General features: G+C 55.3%; 19 protein-coding genes and 1 tRNA gene. 13 read left to right on the top strand and 7 right to left on the bottom strand.

Features of this window, described 5'->3' with window-relative positions; genetic code table 11:
- Nucleotide 1: 1 nt before the first annotated feature.
- Complete coding sequence (locus E4T21_RS10495) at nucleotides 2-1,117, bottom strand: efflux RND transporter periplasmic adaptor subunit (RefSeq protein WP_149284938.1); 1,116 nt, start codon at nucleotides 1,115-1,117, stop codon at nucleotides 2-4.
- A gap of 194 nt (nucleotides 1,118-1,311) precedes the next feature.
- Nucleotides 1,312-2,076 (bottom strand): helix-turn-helix domain-containing protein, encoded by a 765-nt coding sequence (locus tag E4T21_RS10490; RefSeq protein WP_149284937.1) that lies wholly within the window; start codon nucleotides 2,074-2,076, stop codon nucleotides 1,312-1,314.
- A gap of 468 nt (nucleotides 2,077-2,544) precedes the next feature.
- On the opposite strand from E4T21_RS10490, the gene E4T21_RS10485 reads away from it, so the two are divergent.
- Entirely contained in the window at nucleotides 2,545-2,862 is a 318-nt protein-coding gene (locus tag E4T21_RS10485) for a glutaredoxin family protein (protein WP_187775153.1), read from the top strand.
- Between the two features lie 176 nt (nucleotides 2,863-3,038).
- Nucleotides 3,039-3,521, top strand: coding sequence for a DUF302 domain-containing protein (locus tag E4T21_RS10480; RefSeq protein WP_240349356.1), 483 nt, complete (start codon nucleotides 3,039-3,041; stop codon nucleotides 3,519-3,521).
- Nucleotides 3,522-3,606: 85 nt separating this feature from the next.
- Here E4T21_RS10480 and E4T21_RS10475 read toward each other — a convergent pair whose 3' ends face one another.
- The gene (locus E4T21_RS10475; protein WP_149284935.1) at nucleotides 3,607-3,858 is read right to left on the bottom strand and encodes a hypothetical protein; all 252 of its coding nucleotides are present in this window, start codon (nucleotides 3,856-3,858) and stop codon (nucleotides 3,607-3,609) included.
- Between the two features lie 256 nt (nucleotides 3,859-4,114).
- Nucleotides 4,115-5,923 (bottom strand): monovalent cation:proton antiporter-2 (CPA2) family protein, encoded by a 1,809-nt coding sequence (locus E4T21_RS10470; RefSeq protein ID WP_187775152.1) that lies wholly within the window; start codon nucleotides 5,921-5,923, stop codon nucleotides 4,115-4,117.
- Between the two features lie 307 nt (nucleotides 5,924-6,230).
- Here E4T21_RS10470 and E4T21_RS10465 point away from each other — a divergent pair, with 307 nt between their 5' ends.
- The 3 genes from E4T21_RS10465 (at nucleotide 6,231) to E4T21_RS10455 (ending at nucleotide 9,721) form a co-directional block, all read left to right on the top strand.
- Nucleotides 6,231-7,481 (top strand): M20/M25/M40 family metallo-hydrolase, encoded by a 1,251-nt coding sequence (locus tag E4T21_RS10465; RefSeq protein WP_149284934.1) that lies wholly within the window; start codon nucleotides 6,231-6,233, stop codon nucleotides 7,479-7,481.
- Between the two features lie 327 nt (nucleotides 7,482-7,808).
- Nucleotides 7,809-8,873: an endonuclease/exonuclease/phosphatase family protein gene (locus E4T21_RS10460; RefSeq protein ID WP_149284933.1), complete on the top strand. Its 1,065-nt coding sequence runs from the start codon at nucleotides 7,809-7,811 to the stop codon at nucleotides 8,871-8,873.
- Between the two features lie 374 nt (nucleotides 8,874-9,247).
- Entirely contained in the window at nucleotides 9,248-9,721 is a 474-nt protein-coding gene (locus E4T21_RS10455) for a DUF2569 family protein (RefSeq protein WP_187775151.1), read from the top strand.
- A gap of 138 nt (nucleotides 9,722-9,859) precedes the next feature.
- Here E4T21_RS10455 and E4T21_RS10450 read toward each other — a convergent pair whose 3' ends face one another.
- Both E4T21_RS10450 and E4T21_RS10445 read right to left on the bottom strand, forming a co-directional pair.
- A complete protein-coding gene (locus tag E4T21_RS10450; protein WP_187775150.1) occupies nucleotides 9,860-10,033 on the bottom strand; it encodes a hypothetical protein in 174 nt (57 codons plus the stop codon).
- A 46-nt stretch (nucleotides 10,034-10,079) separates the two neighbouring features.
- Complete coding sequence (locus tag E4T21_RS10445) at nucleotides 10,080-10,478, bottom strand: hypothetical protein (RefSeq protein WP_187775149.1); 399 nt, start codon at nucleotides 10,476-10,478, stop codon at nucleotides 10,080-10,082.
- Between the two features lie 108 nt (nucleotides 10,479-10,586).
- Between E4T21_RS10445 and E4T21_RS21725 the strand changes: the two genes are divergently transcribed.
- Complete coding sequence (locus tag E4T21_RS21725) at nucleotides 10,587-10,841, top strand: hypothetical protein (RefSeq protein WP_187775148.1); 255 nt, start codon at nucleotides 10,587-10,589, stop codon at nucleotides 10,839-10,841.
- Nucleotides 10,842-10,901: 60 nt separating this feature from the next.
- Here the strand turns inward: E4T21_RS21725 and E4T21_RS10435 are convergent.
- Nucleotides 10,902-10,978: transfer RNA gene (locus tag E4T21_RS10435), tRNA-Pro, on the bottom strand.
- 208 nt (nucleotides 10,979-11,186) lie between these two features.
- Here E4T21_RS10435 and E4T21_RS10430 point away from each other — a divergent pair.
- The 7 genes from E4T21_RS10430 to E4T21_RS10400 all read left to right on the top strand — a co-directional run bounded on the left by E4T21_RS10430 (nucleotide 11,187) and on the right by E4T21_RS10400 (nucleotide 17,117).
- Nucleotides 11,187-11,564, top strand: coding sequence for a CidA/LrgA family protein (locus tag E4T21_RS10430; protein ID WP_149284930.1), 378 nt, complete (start codon nucleotides 11,187-11,189; stop codon nucleotides 11,562-11,564).
- On the top strand, nucleotides 11,564-12,292 hold the full coding sequence (locus E4T21_RS10425; protein ID WP_149284929.1) for an LrgB family protein: 729 nt from the start codon (nucleotides 11,564-11,566) through the stop codon (nucleotides 12,290-12,292). Before E4T21_RS10430 ends, E4T21_RS10425 begins: the two co-directional genes overlap by 1 nt.
- 96 nt (nucleotides 12,293-12,388) lie before the next feature.
- Nucleotides 12,389-12,562 carry a DUF2970 domain-containing protein gene (locus E4T21_RS10420; RefSeq protein ID WP_149284928.1) on the top strand — a complete coding sequence of 58 codons (174 nt, stop codon included), beginning with the start codon at nucleotides 12,389-12,391 and terminating at the stop codon, nucleotides 12,560-12,562.
- A 27-nt stretch (nucleotides 12,563-12,589) separates the two neighbouring features.
- On the top strand, nucleotides 12,590-13,720 hold the full coding sequence (coxB, locus tag E4T21_RS10415) for a cytochrome c oxidase subunit II (RefSeq protein ID WP_149284927.1): 1,131 nt from the start codon (nucleotides 12,590-12,592) through the stop codon (nucleotides 13,718-13,720).
- A gap of 134 nt (nucleotides 13,721-13,854) precedes the next feature.
- The gene (ctaD, locus tag E4T21_RS10410; RefSeq protein ID WP_205423490.1) at nucleotides 13,855-15,492 is read left to right on the top strand and encodes a cytochrome c oxidase subunit I; all 1,638 of its coding nucleotides are present in this window, start codon (nucleotides 13,855-13,857) and stop codon (nucleotides 15,490-15,492) included.
- A 65-nt stretch (nucleotides 15,493-15,557) separates the two neighbouring features.
- Nucleotides 15,558-16,115, top strand: coding sequence for a cytochrome c oxidase assembly protein (locus E4T21_RS10405; RefSeq protein ID WP_149284926.1), 558 nt, complete (start codon nucleotides 15,558-15,560; stop codon nucleotides 16,113-16,115).
- A 138-nt stretch (nucleotides 16,116-16,253) separates the two neighbouring features.
- Nucleotides 16,254-17,117 carry a cytochrome c oxidase subunit 3 gene (locus E4T21_RS10400; protein ID WP_149284925.1) on the top strand — a complete coding sequence of 288 codons (864 nt, stop codon included), beginning with the start codon at nucleotides 16,254-16,256 and terminating at the stop codon, nucleotides 17,115-17,117.
- Nucleotides 17,118-17,154: the final 37 nt, after the last annotated feature.

Below are 17,154 nucleotides of genomic sequence, written 5' to 3'. Positions count from 1 at the left end.
CTCAGTTGTAGCGTTCCGGGCCCTCTCCCAGCAGGCTTACAGCCTGGCCGGGACGGACGAACTCAGTACCTCGGGCGACGATGTGTTGGCCCGGGGTCAACTCGCCGCGCACTTTGGCACGTGCGTCGTTGATGTCGACGACCTCCACAGCCACTCGCTCCAGGCGGCCATGCTCGTCAATGCGCAGGACATAGGCGCTGCGATCACTGGCGTAAGCCAGTGCAGTAAGTGGAATGGGAACGCCCTGGGCATCTTCTCCGGCTGGCGCATTGAGCAGGATTTCGATGCGTGCGGTCATGCCTGAGCGGAGGTCTTCGATAGGTGATTCCAGCTTCAACAGCAGCGGATAATCGTTGGATGAGAGGGGTTGAGTACCCAAGTGTGTCAGTGTTGCAGAGCTTGAGGCCCCTCCCAGGGCCGGAAGGCTGACCCGATGATGGGAACCGATCACCAGGGTCTTGACCAATGCTTCCGGTACGCTGGCCTCGACCTCGAACCCTTCGCGGTTAGAAATGGCCTCGAGGATGGGTTGACCTGCACTGACCTGTTCAGAGGGCTCTGCCTGGCGTTGAGTGACCGAACCATCGAAAGGTGCAATCAGCGAGGTCCGCTTCAGGTCACGTTGTGCCAGGTGACTGGCAGCAATGCTTGCGGCATGGCGTGACTCGGCGCTATCCAGAGCTGCCCTGGCGGCATCGAGTCCCGTCTCGCTGACATAACCCTTCTGGGCCAGTTGCGATTGGCGTTGGTAATCCTGGCGTTTCTCGGTCAGCACGGCAGCAGCTTCGCGGAGCTCTGCCCGACGTTGCTGAACCACCAATTGGTAGCGTTCATCGTCGAGGGTAGCGAGGACATCGCCCGCTGCAAACTTGTCACCGGCCTTCACGCTCAGTTGTGCGATTTCGCCTGGAATATCGAAACCTAGTGTCGTGTTCTCGGCCGCTTTGATGCGACCAGAGAGGTGAGTGGTGCTATCACCATTACCTGCCTGGATCTGGTAGCTGGCCACAACCGTCGGCGTTTCCTGCTGTGGTGAAGTGTCTGGCGAGCATCCACTCAACAGCAGCAAGAGGCCAGTCATCAATATCCAGGCCGAAGAACGGTCAACGACGGGCATGAAGATATCCTCGTGGGAGTCGGCAAGAAGCATTTTGTGCTGAAAAGAAGCGTATTAATCATTTGATTAAATCGCAACGACTAATTCGCAACGACAAGTTGGTGCCTATATCAGACGTGTGCCTGATGCGATGACGTCTTGGCGAATGGGGAGCCAACGAGGGGACCGTCATGAGCGTGAGCGGTGCGGAGAGTTTATTGCGCTTCCACGTCCTGGCGTCTGTCAGGTCGCTCGGCCAGTTGAAGCAGGGCCTTCTGATCCTGGATATATATCACTCGGCCTGAAACGCTGAGGACCTTGAGGCGTTGAAAGCGGCTGAGGATGTGGCTTACGGTCTCTGCGGTCATGCCCAGGTAGTTGCCAATATCGATGCGTGTCATCGACAGGTGCAAATGATAAGGAGAGCTGCCTTGACGCTGGAAGCGTTGCAACAGATGGGTAAGGAACAAGGCCACGCGTTGATCGGGTTTCATGTTGGGCAACAGGAATACCGTCTGTCGATTGTCGCGTAATTCTGTGCTCAGTCGCTGGTAGAGCTGGGTACACAATGACGGCAGATGTTCACTGAGTGCCTCCAGAGCAGCGTAGGAAATTTCGCAGGCAATTGACGATTCGAGAGCGATGATCGTGCCGGGGTAGTAGCCTTCGCCCATGCCATCCAGCCCCATCAATTCGCCAGGCAGGTAAAAGTGACTGAGCTGAGCCTGACTGTCACGTTCGCCCTGCTTGATGACTTGCTTGAAGCTTCCTGAGCGTACTGCAAAAACACAGGAGAAGCTTTCTTTCTGGTGAACCAGCACACCATCTTTTGACATGGTGATACGGCGTTGGACGATGCTATCGAATTGAGCGATCTCATGTTCATCCAGGGCCATCGGCAGGCAGAGAGAGCGGCGGCCGCAGGTTCGGCAGTTCATCACGCAGCGAGGATAGTCATATGGCAAGGAGAACAGAGTCATGACTCAGTACCTTCATATAGAAAAGTAGCCTCGGAATACAGCAGCGCCTATGGGAGCTAAGGCTTTGCTGTGTAGCGGGCAGGTGCATCCACGTCCCAGCGTTCGTGAATGAGATGCCGATGCATGGGATGACCGCGTTCCGGTACCGGGGCTGTAGGCTGCGAAGTCTTGCCGATTTCCGAAGAAAGATAATCTCTACCGCAATTTAACAGTAGCCGCCCTCTAAGGATTCCGGGCACTCATTATCGCTAGAATTGACCTGCGGCAAGACGGCTTGCTGAATGCTGCAGCGGGACTCGGTGATGCTGCCGGGCTACCATGGACACGACTCTTGGCGGTCAGTGCGGCATTGTCTGGATTGTCTGGATTGTCGGCGAATTATCTTGTCATGTGCATTGGGATATTGGAGGAGCAATGATGCAGCGATGGTTGCAGCGCATCAGGCAGTGGTTCCCGTCTGAAAAGGATATGAGTGTTCATCGCACTCCAGAGCAGCAGAAGGTGGTCGATCAAGCGCTGCAGAAGTTCGCCTTATATCACTTCCAGGGGTGCCCTTATTGTGTGAGGGTGCGTCGCGCTATGGCCAGGTTGAATATCGATGTTCCTCTCAAGGATATCCGCCTTGATCGCCAGGCTTATGATGAGCTGGTGGAAGGCGGTGGCCGCAAGACGGTGCCATGCCTGCGTATCGAAGAAGATGGGCATAGCACCTGGCTTTATGAGTCCCGGGACATCATTCAATACCTGGACCGGCAATTTGGTCCGAATGACGGTATGCACAGGTGAAGCAGGGCACCAATGGCCTCCAGCAGACATTCGGCATTATGGTACGGCTTATGTGGCGCGACCGGTGTCGTGAAGACAGCTCAGCGATTAGGCTTCAGTCTGCTTGAAGCGGCTTGAGGCGAACTTGCTCATCATCCATGCTGCAGCCGTGCAATCCATATCCAAAGAGGGCGAGGATGATGATCGCAAGTCGTTTGATGACAGGAGTTGTGTCTGTACTTCTCGGTGGAACGGTAGCGATGGCTACGGAAACGGCAGAGGTCGATAGCAAGGGGATCGACCAGCTCGTGACGCAGAGTGCTTTGGATGATGTCGACATGCGTCTGCGTGAAGGCATAGAGCAACGAGGGATGGGGCTGATGGCGGTGGTCGATCATCATGCCAACGCCGAAAAGGTGGGGCTGGAGCTGCCCCCTACGCGTACCTTTATCTTCGGTAATCCCGAAGTGGGTACAGCGTTGATGCAATGCGAGGGTAGTGTGGCGCTTGATTTGCCCCAGAAGATGGTGGTGAGGCAGTCTGAGGAGGGGGTGGTCATTGAATGGAATGATCCACATTATCTTGTCGAACGCCATGAATTGGAAGCCTGTGAGCTGCCGATCGACAAGATGTCTGAAGCATTGACCGGATTGGCCAGGGAGGCGGCAGGCGGAGAATGAAAACCGCCGCTCACGAACCTGTCGAGCGGCGGTCATTGCTATTCAAGAAATGATGTCTCGAGGGTGGGGCATGTTAGATGGCGCGCTAGATGCCGAGAAGCTCCTTGGCTTGCTGCAGCTGGGCCACGGATTCATCGTGGTTGCCTGCATCATGGGCTTCTTCACCTTGCGCGCGCAGTTCCTTCACTTCTTCGAGGGTACTCTCATCGAGCTGGGAAACCGTGGCCTCATCCTGCAGAGCGTCATCAATCTCGCTCATCAGCGATGGACACATGTTGGCCCATGCCGAAGTGGCAAGCAGCATCAGTACCAGAGTGGCGAGCAATTTCCTGATCATGTCGACTCCTCCCAACAACGGGGTGGGAAATGGAAGCGTGCCGCCCAACGGGCAGCATGACGCTTGTCCAAGCTTATGTCAGTGTAGTTTCCCTGGTACTTTTTGCTGCCTGATGATCAGAGCTAGCCTGAACGCAACGCTGCTGTCGTCCATGACGGCATGGCTGATGCACGACTCCAGCTGGTCGAAATGCATTGAAACTGGGCGCATGTTTATGACAAAGCCGCCAGAGGAAGGCCCTGGCGGCTTTCTTTCATCAGCGATGCAGTGATGTCCCGGTTACTACCTTCTCGTCGGCTTCGAACAACTCTTCGAGTTCCTTGGCCGTCTCCTGCATGGTGCGGATTTGCTTGGTCTCGTCACTGGAAACTTCCATCTGCCGCTTCAAAGTCGTTTCATCATGGTGACGGAAGACATCCACGGTGTGCTGGGCCTTGTCTCGAGGAATGCCGATAGCGACGAGCACTTCCTGCGTTAATTCCAGGCTGGCCGGGAGCAGGTCGCGAATGATGTCGTGTACTCCGGCGTGCATCAGGCGCTGGGCGTGTTGACGATTGCGTGCACGGGCAAACAGACGCAGCTTGGGGAAGCGGCGCTGCACGCGCTCGACGATCTGCAGCGAGACGTCTGGATCGGCTATTGCGATGACCAGAACCTTGGCCTTGTCAGCCCCGGCAGCCTCCAGCAGATCGAGACGGGAGGCATCGCCGAAGTAGATTTCATTGCCGTAGCGGCGCACGAATTCAACATGTTTGGCGTTGATGTCGAGGATGGTGTAGGGAATCTTCATGCCCTGCAGGGTGCGGCCGACGATCTGACCAAAGCGCCCGAAACCGGCGATGATGACCTTGGGTGAGGTATCAGAGGGACGGTCGTAGTCTGGGTTCTTTTCTGTGGTCGGCATGAGCCGAGGGCGTATCAACCGGGTGTGTAGTTGGAAGAGTATGGGCGTAGCCGCCATGGAAAGTGAGACTACCAGTACTAGCAGGCTGACCAGATCGGGAGCCAACAAGGCGGCAGCACCGGCTGCGGTGAGAAGTACGAAAGCGAATTCACCTCCTTGAGACAGCAGGACTCCGAGGTTTAATGCGTCACGCCAGCTGGTGCCATAGACACGGCTGGCACTCGCCACGCTCAGCCATTTGAGCGCCAGCAATGCTGCCGTGAGACCGAGTACCAGGGCAGGTTGTTCGGCAAGCAGTCCGATCTGGGCCGTCATGCCCACCGCCATGAAGAAAAGTCCCAGCAGCAAGCCGCGGAAGGGCTCGATATCGGCTTCAATACTGTGCCGATATTCGGAATCGGCCAGCAGGACGCCGGCAATGAAGGCTCCGAGTGCCATGGAGAGACCAGCCAGTTCCATCAGCAAGGCTGCGCCAATCACCACCAGCAGGGACGTGCCGGCAAAGACCTGGCGGCTACGGGTAGAGGCTGCGAAGCGAAACATCGGACGCAACAGGTAGCGTCCACCGATAATCAAGGCGGCAAAGGCACCTATGCCAATCAAGGTATCCTTGAGCATGCTTTCCCAGCCTCCCGTGGCTCCTGGGCCAGCAGCCAGCATGGGAATGATGGCGAGAACAGGGATCGCTGCCATGTCCTGGAACAGCAGCAGGGCGAAGCTGAGGCGGCCATGACGGGTCGTCAGTTCTCCTTGCTCGCTGAGCAATTGGAGAACCAGTGGGGTGGAGCACAGGCCCAGGCTGAAGCCGACGACCAGTGCGGCGGGCAGGGAGAGCCCCAGCAGCATCGCCAATGCTGCCAGGACAACACTGGTGATGGCCATCTGCAGGCCGCCAAAACCGAACACTGGTCGGCGCATCAGCTTCAGGCGGGATGGCTTGAGCTCCAGGCCAATGACAAACAACAGAAAGACGATGCCGACTTCAGCGAATTGCAGCACGGCTTCTGCATCGGGGATCAGACCCAGCACAGAGGGTCCAATGGCCACCCCGGCAAGCAAGTAACCCAGAACCTCGCCGAGACCAAGGCGCTTGGCCAAAGGAACGATGAGAACAGCGGCGGCAAGAAATATCAGGCTGTTATAGAGCAGATCAATGGCCACAAGGCACTCCATTGCAAGGGGCGGGCGGATGCTCGACGAGGGCCGGGAAGAAGACCCTGCTCACACCTCTTTTATCCCGATGATAGCCGACGAGGCGCCTGGAGTATTCCGGTATGTTCCCGTTTTTGTAGGGAAGATGTATGACAGCACTTGTCTACGGATCTGCATGAGTCCTTCCTTGTTCCATGCCCCAGCAGAACCCAACGTGCGAGCTGCCCCATTAACACGCATATTGTGAACCTGATTGCGTTTCCTCAGGCCTCTGCTTATCTTCGGTATTCTGATAAACACAAAACAGGAGTTACTAATGAAGCGCTCGATGCTAGCCATGGGATTGGCATGTGGAATGTTTACTGTTGCCACTGTACATGCCGCGCCACAACAGGATGTGTACGATGCCGTCGAGCAGCAGCGACAGCCGTTGCTGGACACATTAGAAACCCTGGTCAATATTGACTCCGGCACGGGATACGTTGCTGGCTTGAGCGAGATCGAGGCACTGCTTACTGAGCGTCTCGAAGCCCTCGGTGCCGAAGTGGAGGCTCATCCTGCCGAGAACTTTGGTGGTAATACTCTGGTTGGCCGCCTTCAAGGCAATGGTGATCGCAACATCATGTTGATGATCCACTACGACACTGTCTTCGGCGAAGGCACTGCCAAGGACCGCCCCTTCCGCATTGAGGAAGGTCGCGCCTATGGTCCGGGAGTCGGAGACGCCAAAGGTGGTGTCGCAGTGATTCTGCACAGCCTGGAGGTGCTGAAGACGCTTGGTTTCGATGACTATGGTCAGCTGACTGTGGTCCTCAATCCTGATGAGGAGAAAGGGTCTCTGGGTTCTCGTGACCTGATTCAGCAATTGTCCGCGGATCAAGATGCGGTGCTGGTGTTCGAGCCGACTTTCAGCGAAGGGGCAACGGATGCAGTGACTGTCGTCACCAAAGGCATCAACTATGCCTTCCTAGAGGTAAAAGGCCGGGCCTCTCATGCCGGAGGCGCGCCAGAGCAGGGGCGCAATGCCATCATGGAGCTTTCCCATCAACTGCTCCAGTTGGGCGATCTCGGTGACCCGGACAAGGAGACAACCCTCAACTGGACAATTGTCGAAGGCGGCAGCAAACGCAATGTGATTCCCGAGCATGCCCAGGCAGAAGGGGATATGCGCTATGTCGACAGCAGCGAATATGAGCGCGTTCTGAACGAGGCCCGCGATATCACCGCGAATCAACTGATCGATGATACCGAGGTGGAATTCCGTCTCGACAAAGGGCGGCCCCCTCTGCCTGGCAACCCTCAGACTCAAGCCCTTGCCGAGCAGGCCCAGAAGATCTATCAGGAGCTTGATCGGGAGCTGCTGGCTGCCGAAATCGGCGGTGGTACCGATGCTGCCTACGCCTACCATGCCGATTCACCCACGCCTGCGGTGCTGGAATCCCTTGGTCTGGTTGGCGGGGGCTACCACAGCGATGAAGAATACGTGCAGCTCGATAGTGTGGTGCCTCGACTCTATCTGACAACACGCATGATCATGGAGTTGTCGGACGCCGAAACCGAAGACTGAGCCGGCCAGTCAGGTGGGTGATGAAGGCGGGCCTTGATGGCAACATCAAGGCCCGCCTTTCGTTATTCTTTCTCTTCCGCTGTTCTTTCTCTCCCGTTGTTCTTTCTGTAGACCAAACTTTCAGCCTCTACGTTTCAGCACTGACCATCGACATGCAGGGTGTTCGCGTCAGACGATAGTGAATCTCCCGTTGGAATAGAGTCACTGGTATTTATATTCAACGTTCTCCCTGGACAAGATGATAAGGTTTAATACGGCGACCTCGGCTTTCCCGTATAACCTCCGGTGGCTTTGGACGCTCATTGGCATCAACATGGAGGACGTGCCGTGCTGTCCATTGCTGTTACGACGCTTGCCATCCTGCTTCTGGGGATCACTATTCTGGCTCGATTGCCGTTTCACTGGTGGTGGATACGCTGTTGCGAGTTTCCGCGCATGCAGATTTCCATGCTGGCCCTGCTGACGCTGTTGCTTGCTTCTCTCTCCGAGTCTCCTTGGCGTTGGCTGGCTGTGTCGAGCAGTCTTGTCACTCTGGTCATCCAGGCATGCTATATCCTGCCCTGGACACGCCTCTGGCCTGTTCAGGTCCAACGTGCAGAATCCGGCCAGGACGAACGCTGCATTAGATTATTGGTTGCCAACGTACTGACACCCAATCGCAATGCCGAAGGGTTGATCGCACTCGTCAAGCAGCATGAACCGGATATCGTGTTGACGCTTGAGTCCGATGATTGGTGGGGGCAACAACTTGATGCCGCCCTGTGCAAACAGTGGCCACATGTCGTTCGTATTCCTCAGGACAATCTCTACGGCATGCATCTCTATTCCCGATTGCCACTGGTATCGCCACAGGTCGAGCGGCTGATACAGGATGATATTCCTTCCATCTCGACTGGGGTGACGTTACGTTGCGGGGAAGATATTCAGTTATTCGCTGTGCATCCGCGTCCACCGGCACCCAATGAGAGCAAGGAGTCCCTGTGGCGGGATGCTGAACTTCTGTTGATCGGCAAGCGCATCCATGATGGCTCTTTTCCGGCCTTGGTGGCTGGGGACCTGAATGATGTGGCATGGTCGCGTACGACTCGGCTCTTCTGTCGTGTCAGCGGCATGCTTGATCCGCGTCGTGGCCGCGGTATGTTCAGTACCTTTCATGCCCATTACCCGCTACTGCGCTGGCCGCTCGACCATGTCTTCTCGAGTGAACATTTCACGCTGCGCGACATGCGGCGCTTGCCGGGATTTGGTTCAGACCATTTTCCGATTCTCACCACGCTTTGCTATCGTCCTTCTCGCGCTGACGAACATGAGACGCCCGAGGCAAATGGTGATGAGCATCGTGAAGCCCACTCCACCATTCGAGAAGGCAAGGAAAGGGAGCAGGAAGATTGAACCAGAAGAGGAGAGCGCAGATTTCAGATTCTGGCGAACGGGATCCGGAGACTCTCGACGAGCACGCTGAGCCCCGAACATGTCGTGTGTCGATCGAGGAATCCAATGGAAGTCTCGACCACTCTTGAGCTGGTCTGAGCTAGCCCATATTCCTGGGCTGGCTCATGCAAAAAGGGACGGCCGAATATCATGCAGTGAAGGATACAACACCTTACCGAATGAGTAAGGTGTTGTATGTGCCTTCAATATTGCGCTTGGGAAACACTGCATAAATGCCTGCGCGTGCGAATCACTGGTATCGCCGCCATCCCTGGCGGCTACCCTTCGGGCCATCCGAAGGATGTTCCAATTCACTCCCGGCGAATTGGTGCGCGGTGCTTACACTGTCTCACTCTTCAATGCCTTATCCAACGGCACCAAAAGGTGTGGGAGGGTGGCTGAGGTTCTTCATAGTTGTTGTATGCATCATCGGATTGGCCAGAGTCTTTGCGGCTGTCTATGAGCTTGAGAATACGCCTGGCGTTCCAGACCTTGCCGGATGGGAAACATACAGGCTCGCTATGTATGTTGGAGGAATCGGGTCCGTGGTCATGATGTTCTGGCTAGCCTACATACTCTCCAAAGGTGAGCAGATGTCTCTTAGAAACGATGCAATCAAGATATTGTGGATTGCTGGGCCGGTGTTGCTAATCGCTGCAGGTGCTGTAATGCAGAGGTCGATTCCCGATGCCCAAGTCTTTAACTATCTCATTCCAGGACTTCTTGCCACTACCTTCTGGACAACGGTGTGGACGATCTACTTCCTGAAATCAAAGCGTGTAGCCAACACTTACTGGAAGAAGCACTGACGTGAATCCCAGCGCTCGTTGGTCGTTCTGGTCATTGGGCGCTGTTATTGAATTATTAACGATTTTCTAGTCTTAACTCGGAGAATTTTCTCATCAAGCCTGAAAGTGGTGTTAAATACTCGACAATCAGATTGCCTGTCAGCAGGCTTCGTATACCAGCTTGATTGCCTCATCTATCGTCTTCACGTCCTTCATGCCTGTAGAGAGACCAAAGATCGCGTAGACGTCATGCCGGTCACTGTAGAAGACCTGCTTGCCTGCGTGAGAGAAGACCTCTTCGTAACGATGAAATGCCTTTGTGGTTTCAGTCATGCTGCATATTTGTCAGAGACTGACAGCAGGAAATGCCAGCCTTACCTCAATCCTCGAAGCCTTGGCTATCGATACACTGTTGTTCATATTCATCGGCGAAGTCCTCGATAAGGCTTCTCTTTTCATCTTCGCTTTCTTTCGTTGGCAAAAGGTATGCCTCAGTGATCATTAGCCACCACAAGGCTCCCCGCCGGATCTGCAAATACTTTTGATGTCCATCCATGTCTGAAGCTGATGGCATAGAGGCAAAATAAGCAGTTCCCACTCGATCCTGAACTTCCTGCTTGGATAGTTCAGACTGGCGCATTTCCATGATCATCTTGGCGGATTCCCTATCCTCAGAACATGTTGCCTGAGAAAATGGAGACCATAAGCATATGGCTGCTGCAATAGGGGCAATGCGAATGAGTGTTGAGCGTTTGATTCCCTGTGTAGTTTTTCCCATCGATATGACTCTGATGATTAGCTATGAGGCAGGTATTTTATCAGAGTCTTGAGAACTTACACTTATCAGGTTTGTTGAGAAACTTCGGTAGGGAAGTGATCATTCCATATGAGTGCTGGGCTCTCACTCTATGGTGGTTTCAGTAGCTACAAGGAATTCTTTGAATCCGCCTATATGAATGCTGTCAATGAATACCAGGGGAACCGTCGCTACTGGGTGTCCGACAGTCTTCTGCAGGTCTGCTTTACTGATGCCATGCTCGAGCATGTCGACATAGTAGAGTGGGGCGATATTGCCTCAGATTTTTTCAGGGACAAAGAAAAGCCGACCAAGGAGGTCGGCTTTGTCATGCTAGATGTTTGAAAAGTCTGGACTAGTGAGAGTTTTTTCTCACCTTCAAAACATCTAACTTACTGATTCTAGTGGTCGGAGCGACAGGATTCGAACCTGCGACCTTTGCAACCCCATTGCAACGCGCTACCAAGCTGCGCCACGCTCCGACTCGCTTTCGAGGTCTTGGCCCCCGAGAACGAGGCGTATACTAGCGCGTTCATTTCCAAATGAAAAGCCCCTTTTGCGCTTTTATTTCAATTGGTTGGAAATTAACCAGCTAATTGAGCGCTTGCATGTCTCACGATGGTACGGGGATAGATAGGGCTGACGGGTTATGATAGGCGGTTGATATTCGAGCATCAGGAGGGTGGATAAGTGCCGCTGATTCTAGGCATGAGTATGTTGCTGGCCTGCCAGTTTCTGGGAGAGTTGCTGGCGCGGGGGCTGAGCTTGCCGATTCCGGGTCCTGTCATTGGCATGGTGATTCTGTTGGCGGGGCTGATGATCCGCGGCAAGGTTCCATCGAGCCTGCGTATTGCTGGAGAAGGGTTGTTGCGATATCTGACGTTGTTGTTTGTTCCTGCAGGGGTGGGGTTGATGGTGCACGGACAGTTGATTGCCGATGACTGGTTTCCCATCGTGGCGACTCTGGTGTTGTCGACGGCGCTGACCTTGGCTGTCACGGCTTGGGTGATGACCCGCCTGGCGTCTCGGGCGACAGGCAAAGATACCTCTCGCGAAGGGGGACAGTGATGCACGTCGCCGGTCTTGATGAGTTATGGGTCTATCTTTCGGGAAATCCGCTGCTGTCCTTGCTGGTCACGTTGCTGGCCTTTGCCCTGGCTGCACGCATCAACAAGTGGCTGGGTGGGACGCCACTGTTGCACACGGTGACCTTGAGTATTGCGTTGATCATCACCTTTCTGCTGGTGTCCGGCATTGACTACGGCACCTATTTTGAAGGTGCACAGTTCATCCACTTCCTGTTGGGGCCTGCCACAGTGGCCTTGGCCATTCCGCTGTATGATCACCGGGAACGCGTACGCCAACTATTGTGGCCCTTGGTGGTGGCGTGCCTGGCAGGCATTACCACCGCGGTGGCTTCGACATTGGGACTGGCGTTGCTGCTGGGGGCAGGGCATGAGACTGTCATGTCGCTTGCGCCGCGTTCAGTGACATCGCCAATCGCCATGGGTATCGCTGAAAAGATCGGCGGCATTCCATCTCTCGCCGCGGGTCTGGTTCTGATCACCGGTTCAATCGGATGTGCCTTGGGGCCGATGATCTTTCGCCTGTTGGGAGTGCGTGATCCGGTGGTCCAGGGGTTTACCATGGGCCTTGCTGCCCATGGCTTCGGGACGGCTCATTCCTTTGCCAAACTGGGCGCCATGGCAGGAGCATTCTCAGGCCTGGCCATGGGGCTTACCGGCTTGATAACTGCCTTCATTCTGCCCTTGATCATCACCTTGTTCGGCTTCTGAACATTTGCTGGATCTCTCTGACATTCGTCTAATGTTTCGAGCGCATTGTGCCGGGCTGGACTATGGTCAGGCATAAGGGATCTAACGGAGGTGGTCATGTGGAACACTGTCAAATCGGTTCTCGCGGCTTTTTTTGGCGTTCAACGCGAGTCTCGGCGTCGACAGGATTTCACCTCTGGTAAGCCCATCAGTTTCGTACTGGTGGGCATCCTTATGGGCATTCTCTTTGTGGTCGTTTTGATCTTCATCGCTATGCAGGCGGCGAAGTAGGGCCCCTGCACGCTCCAGGAGGCATCGATGCGCAAGTGGCACGTATGGATGACTGCAGGAACGCTGTTATTGAGTGGAGAGCTGAGCCTAGGCGGCAAGCTCCACGCGGCGGACTGGAACATGCCAGTAGGTGTGACGGATCTCAGCCGAGAAGTGCACTCCTTGCACATGACCATCTTCTGGATCTGTGTCGTGATAGGCGTGGTGGTGTTTGGCGCCATGTTCTATTCATTGTTTCGCTATCGCCGCTCCAAGGGGGCCCAGGCGGCCAAGTTTCATGAACACACTACGGTCGAGGTTATCTGGACCGCGATTCCATTGCTGATTCTGATCGGCATGGCGGTGCCGGCCACGGCCACCCTCAAGAAAATGTATGACGCCTCCGAGGCTGATCTGGATGTGATGATTACCGGTCAGCAATGGCGTTGGCAGTATTCCTACCTGGGAGAGGATGTGGATTTCATTTCCAGTCTTGCTACCCCTCGGGAACAGATTTCCGGAGAGCAGGAAAGGGGAGAGAACTACCTGCTGGAGGTCGACCAACCTCTGGTATTGCCGGTGGGCAAGAAAGTCCGCCTGCTGATGACATCCGATGACGTCATCCATTCATGGTGGGTCCCCGAGTTGGCGGTAAAACAGGATGCCATTCCCGGGTTCGTCAACGAAAACTGGGTCAGGATCAATGAGCCAGGCATCTATCGTGGCCAGTGCGCTGAACTATGCGGCAAGGACCATGGTTTCATGCCAGTGGTGGTGCAGGCGATGGAGGAGGAAGAGTTTGATGCCTGGCTGGCCGAACGCAAGTCCGCTGCCAGCGAAGAAGCGGCAGGAGCCGATCGTGAATGGAAGCTGGATGAGCTGATGGAGCGCGGCGAGCAGGTCTACGGCTCGATCTGTGCTGCCTGTCACCAACCCAATGGTGCCGGCTTGCCGCCAACATTCCCCGCGTTGGCGGGTAATCAGGCACTGCTCGATGATCGTGAGCATCATCTCGATACCGTTCTGAATGGCGTAGCGGGTACGCCAATGCCCGGATTCCGTACCACATTGAGCCCGGTCGAGCTTGCGGCAGTCATTACCTATGAACGCAACGCCTGGGGTAATGAAACCGGGGATGTCGTACAGCCTTCAGAAATTGCTGAACAACTGGCTGAGTAACGCCAGGAATCGGACAGAAAACAGTCGGGACAGAAAACAGTACATAGGGATCTGGGCTTCGAAAGTCAGGGGATTAGGCCCAGTAAAAAGGTCATCTTATCAATGATTGGGTAGCCAACAGGGGAATCTTCGCCATGGCGTTACTACCTCCCAAGCATCCTGTGCAACAAGGTACTGCCGATGCGGCAGGCGGTGCCGATACCCACCATCATCATTCACCCAAAGGACTGCTGCGCTGGGTACTGACAACCAACCACAAGGAAATTGGCACGCTGTACCTACTGTTCTCGTTGCTGATGTTTCTCATTGGAGGTGTCTTCGCCCTGGTCATTCGGGCGGAGTTGTTTCAGCCCGGATTGCAGCTGGTACAGCCGGAATTCTTCAACCAGATGACCACCATGCATGGTCTGATCATGGTGTTTGGTGCAGTGATGCCGGCTTTCGTCGGCCTGGCCAACTGGATGGTGCCATTGCAGATTGGAGCGCCGGACATGGCGCTGCCCCGGCTCAATAACTTCAGTTTCTGGCTGTTGCCCGTCGCTTTCACATTGCTTCTCAGTACATTGTTCATGCCGGGTGGCGCGCCGAACTTTGGCTGGACCTTCTATGCACCGTTATCAACGACCTATGCCCCGCCTTCCACGACCTTTTTCATCCTGTCGTTGCATATCGCTGGTATCAGCTCGATTCTTGGGGCGATCAACATCATCGCGACCATTCTCAACCTGCGTGCGCCCGGCATGCGCATGATGGACATGACGCTGTTTGTCTGGACCTGGTTGATCACCGCCTTCTTGCTGATCGCGGTGATGCCGGTATTGGCTGGCGTGGTGACCATGATGCTGATGGATATCAATTTCGGCACCAGCTTCTTCAATGCGGGGGGCGGTGGTGATCCGGTCATGTTCCAGCACCTGTTCTGGTTCTTCGGTCATCCCGAGGTGTACATCATGATCCTGCCGGCTTTCGGCATCGTGTCAGTGATCATTCCCACCTTCGCGCGCAAGCCACTGTTCGGGTACGCCTCCATGGTGTATGCCACTGCCTCGATTGCCATCCTGTCGTTCCTGGTCTGGGCCCATCACATGTTCGTGGTAGGGCTGCCGTTGGTGGCGGAGCTGTTCTTCATGTACAGCACGATGCTTATCGCAGTGCCTACAGGGGTGAAAGTGTTCAACTGGGTGGCCACGCTGTTTCGTGGCTCGATCAGTTATGAACCGGCAATGCTGTTTGCCATTGCTTTTGTCATCCTGTTCACCATCGGTGGCTTTTCCGGCTTGATGCTGGCGATATCTCCAGCGGATTTCCAATATCACGATACTTACTTCGTCGTGGCCCACTTCCACTATGTGCTGGTGCCAGGGGCAATTTTCTCGATCATGGCCGCCGTGTACTACTGGTTACCCAAGTGGACGGGGCATTACCCCCACCTGCGCCTATCCCAATGGCACTTCTGGCTGTCGGTCATCGGGGTGAACCTGACGTTCTTTCCCATGCACTTCTCTGGGCTGGCCGGCATGCCGCGCAGAATTCCCGACTATTCCCTGCAGTTTGCAGACTTCAACATGGTGTCCAGCATCGGCGCCTTCATGTTCGGCCTGTCACAACTGTTGTTTGTGGTGATCGTGTTCATGTGTGTGCGTGGAGGGGAAAAGGCTCCCGCCAAGGCCTGGGATGGTGCCGAAGACCTGGAGTGGACGGTACCGAGCCCCGCGCCGTTGCATACCTTTGAAACGCCACCTCAGTATCGCCCGGCTGAGGCCGACCATTGAGAGCGTCAAGGAGACAGGCACTGAAGCATTAAAAGGAAAAGACCAAGAGAAATGAGGAAAGCGCGATGGCAACCCCGAGCCCGGATACCCAGCGAAACGTCAATCGCACGGTCATCAAGACCTTGGTCGTGCTGGCGGGCATGTTCGCTTTCGCCTTTGCCCTGGTTCCCCTGTACGACGTTTTCTGTCAGGTCACCGGATTGAATGGCAAGACTTCGGCCAAGGCGCAGGCCCTGGTGAGCGGAGATGTCGACAGTTCGCGCACCGTGACCATGCAGTTCGTTACCCGTTCCAGTGCTGGCCTGCCTTGGCGTCTGGAAACACAGACGCGTCAGGTGAGGGTGCACCCGGGACAAAGTACGGAAGTGCATTTCTCCTTCACCAATCTTGGCAAGGAAGTGGATGTCGCCAGAGCAGTGCCCAGCGTGACACCGTCGGAAGCCGCACTGCATCTGCGCAAGCTGGCCTGTTTCTGCTTCCAGAATCAGCGCCTGGGGCCGGGAGAGAAAATGGATGCTCCTCTGGTGTTTCAGCTGGATAAGCAGTTGCCCGAAGATATTCGCACGGTGACCTTGGTGTACACGCTCTATCCTCAGGAAATGGAGGTACCTTCCTCCGGTTAGCCATGGCACGCCTGTGGCAGCACGGTAAGAAGAAACTGAGTGTCAAGGAACCTGGGATCAAAGAGCTAGTAATCCAAGCACTAGCAATCCAAGCACTGGGAAATACAGCAGTCTGATCAGCATGTCGGGAGGTAAACCATGAGTGGTGGCAGCTACTACGTGCCGACGAGCAGTAAGTGGCCGATCTTTGGCTCTCTGGCATTGGGCGTCATGATGGCCGGTACCGGGACCTGGCTGGTGCATGGCCCGGTGGGAACTCCAGTGATGCTGATTGGCCTGGTGGCCATTCTGACTGTCATGGGCTTCTGGTTTCGGGACGTGATCCGCGAATCCATGGCGGGACGCAACGATGCGCAGATGGATCGCTCCTATCGTTGGGGCATGGGCTGGTTCATCTTTTCCGAAGTCATGTTCTTTGCCGCTTTCTTTGGCGCGCTGTTCTATGTACGAAACCTGGCCCTGCCGTGGCTGGATGGGGATGGAGCCAAGGGGGTCGCAGCATTGCTGTGGCCGGACTTCACTGCCAGTTGGCCGCTGCTGAACCCGCCCGATACTTCCATCAAGGGGCCGGAACATGTTCTGGACCCTTGGAAGCTGCCGTTGCTCAATACGGTGTTGTTGGTGAGTTCCAGCATTACCCTGACCATCGCTCATGATGGACTCAAGAAAGGGGCGCGCGCCAGAACCAGGCTTTGGTTGCTGATCACCGTGCTGTTGGGGACCACTTTTGTCAGCGTGCAAGGGTACGAATATTACGAAGCTTATCACCATCTTGGTCTGACGCTTCAGGCGGGTATCTACGGTTCGACATTTTTCATGCTGACAGGCTTCCATGGCCTGCATGTGATCATTGGCACCATCATCCTCTTCGCCATGTTGATGCGAGTGCTGCGCGGGCATTTCAGTGCCGAACACCATTTTGGTTTCGAGGCGGCTGCCTGGTATTGGCACTTTGTCGATGCTGTGTGGATTGGGCTCTTCCTCTTCGTCTATGTCCTGTAGCTATGCCTTGTAAGCGAGTCTCGTAACCATGTCCGTA

Origin of the sequence: Halomonas binhaiensis, assembly GCF_008329985.2 — a bacterium.
Classification (GTDB): Bacteria; Pseudomonadota; Gammaproteobacteria; order Pseudomonadales; family Halomonadaceae; genus Halomonas; species Halomonas binhaiensis.
Note: the sequence above shows the minus strand (reverse complement) of the source record. Positions and strands in the feature narration are given on the sequence as shown.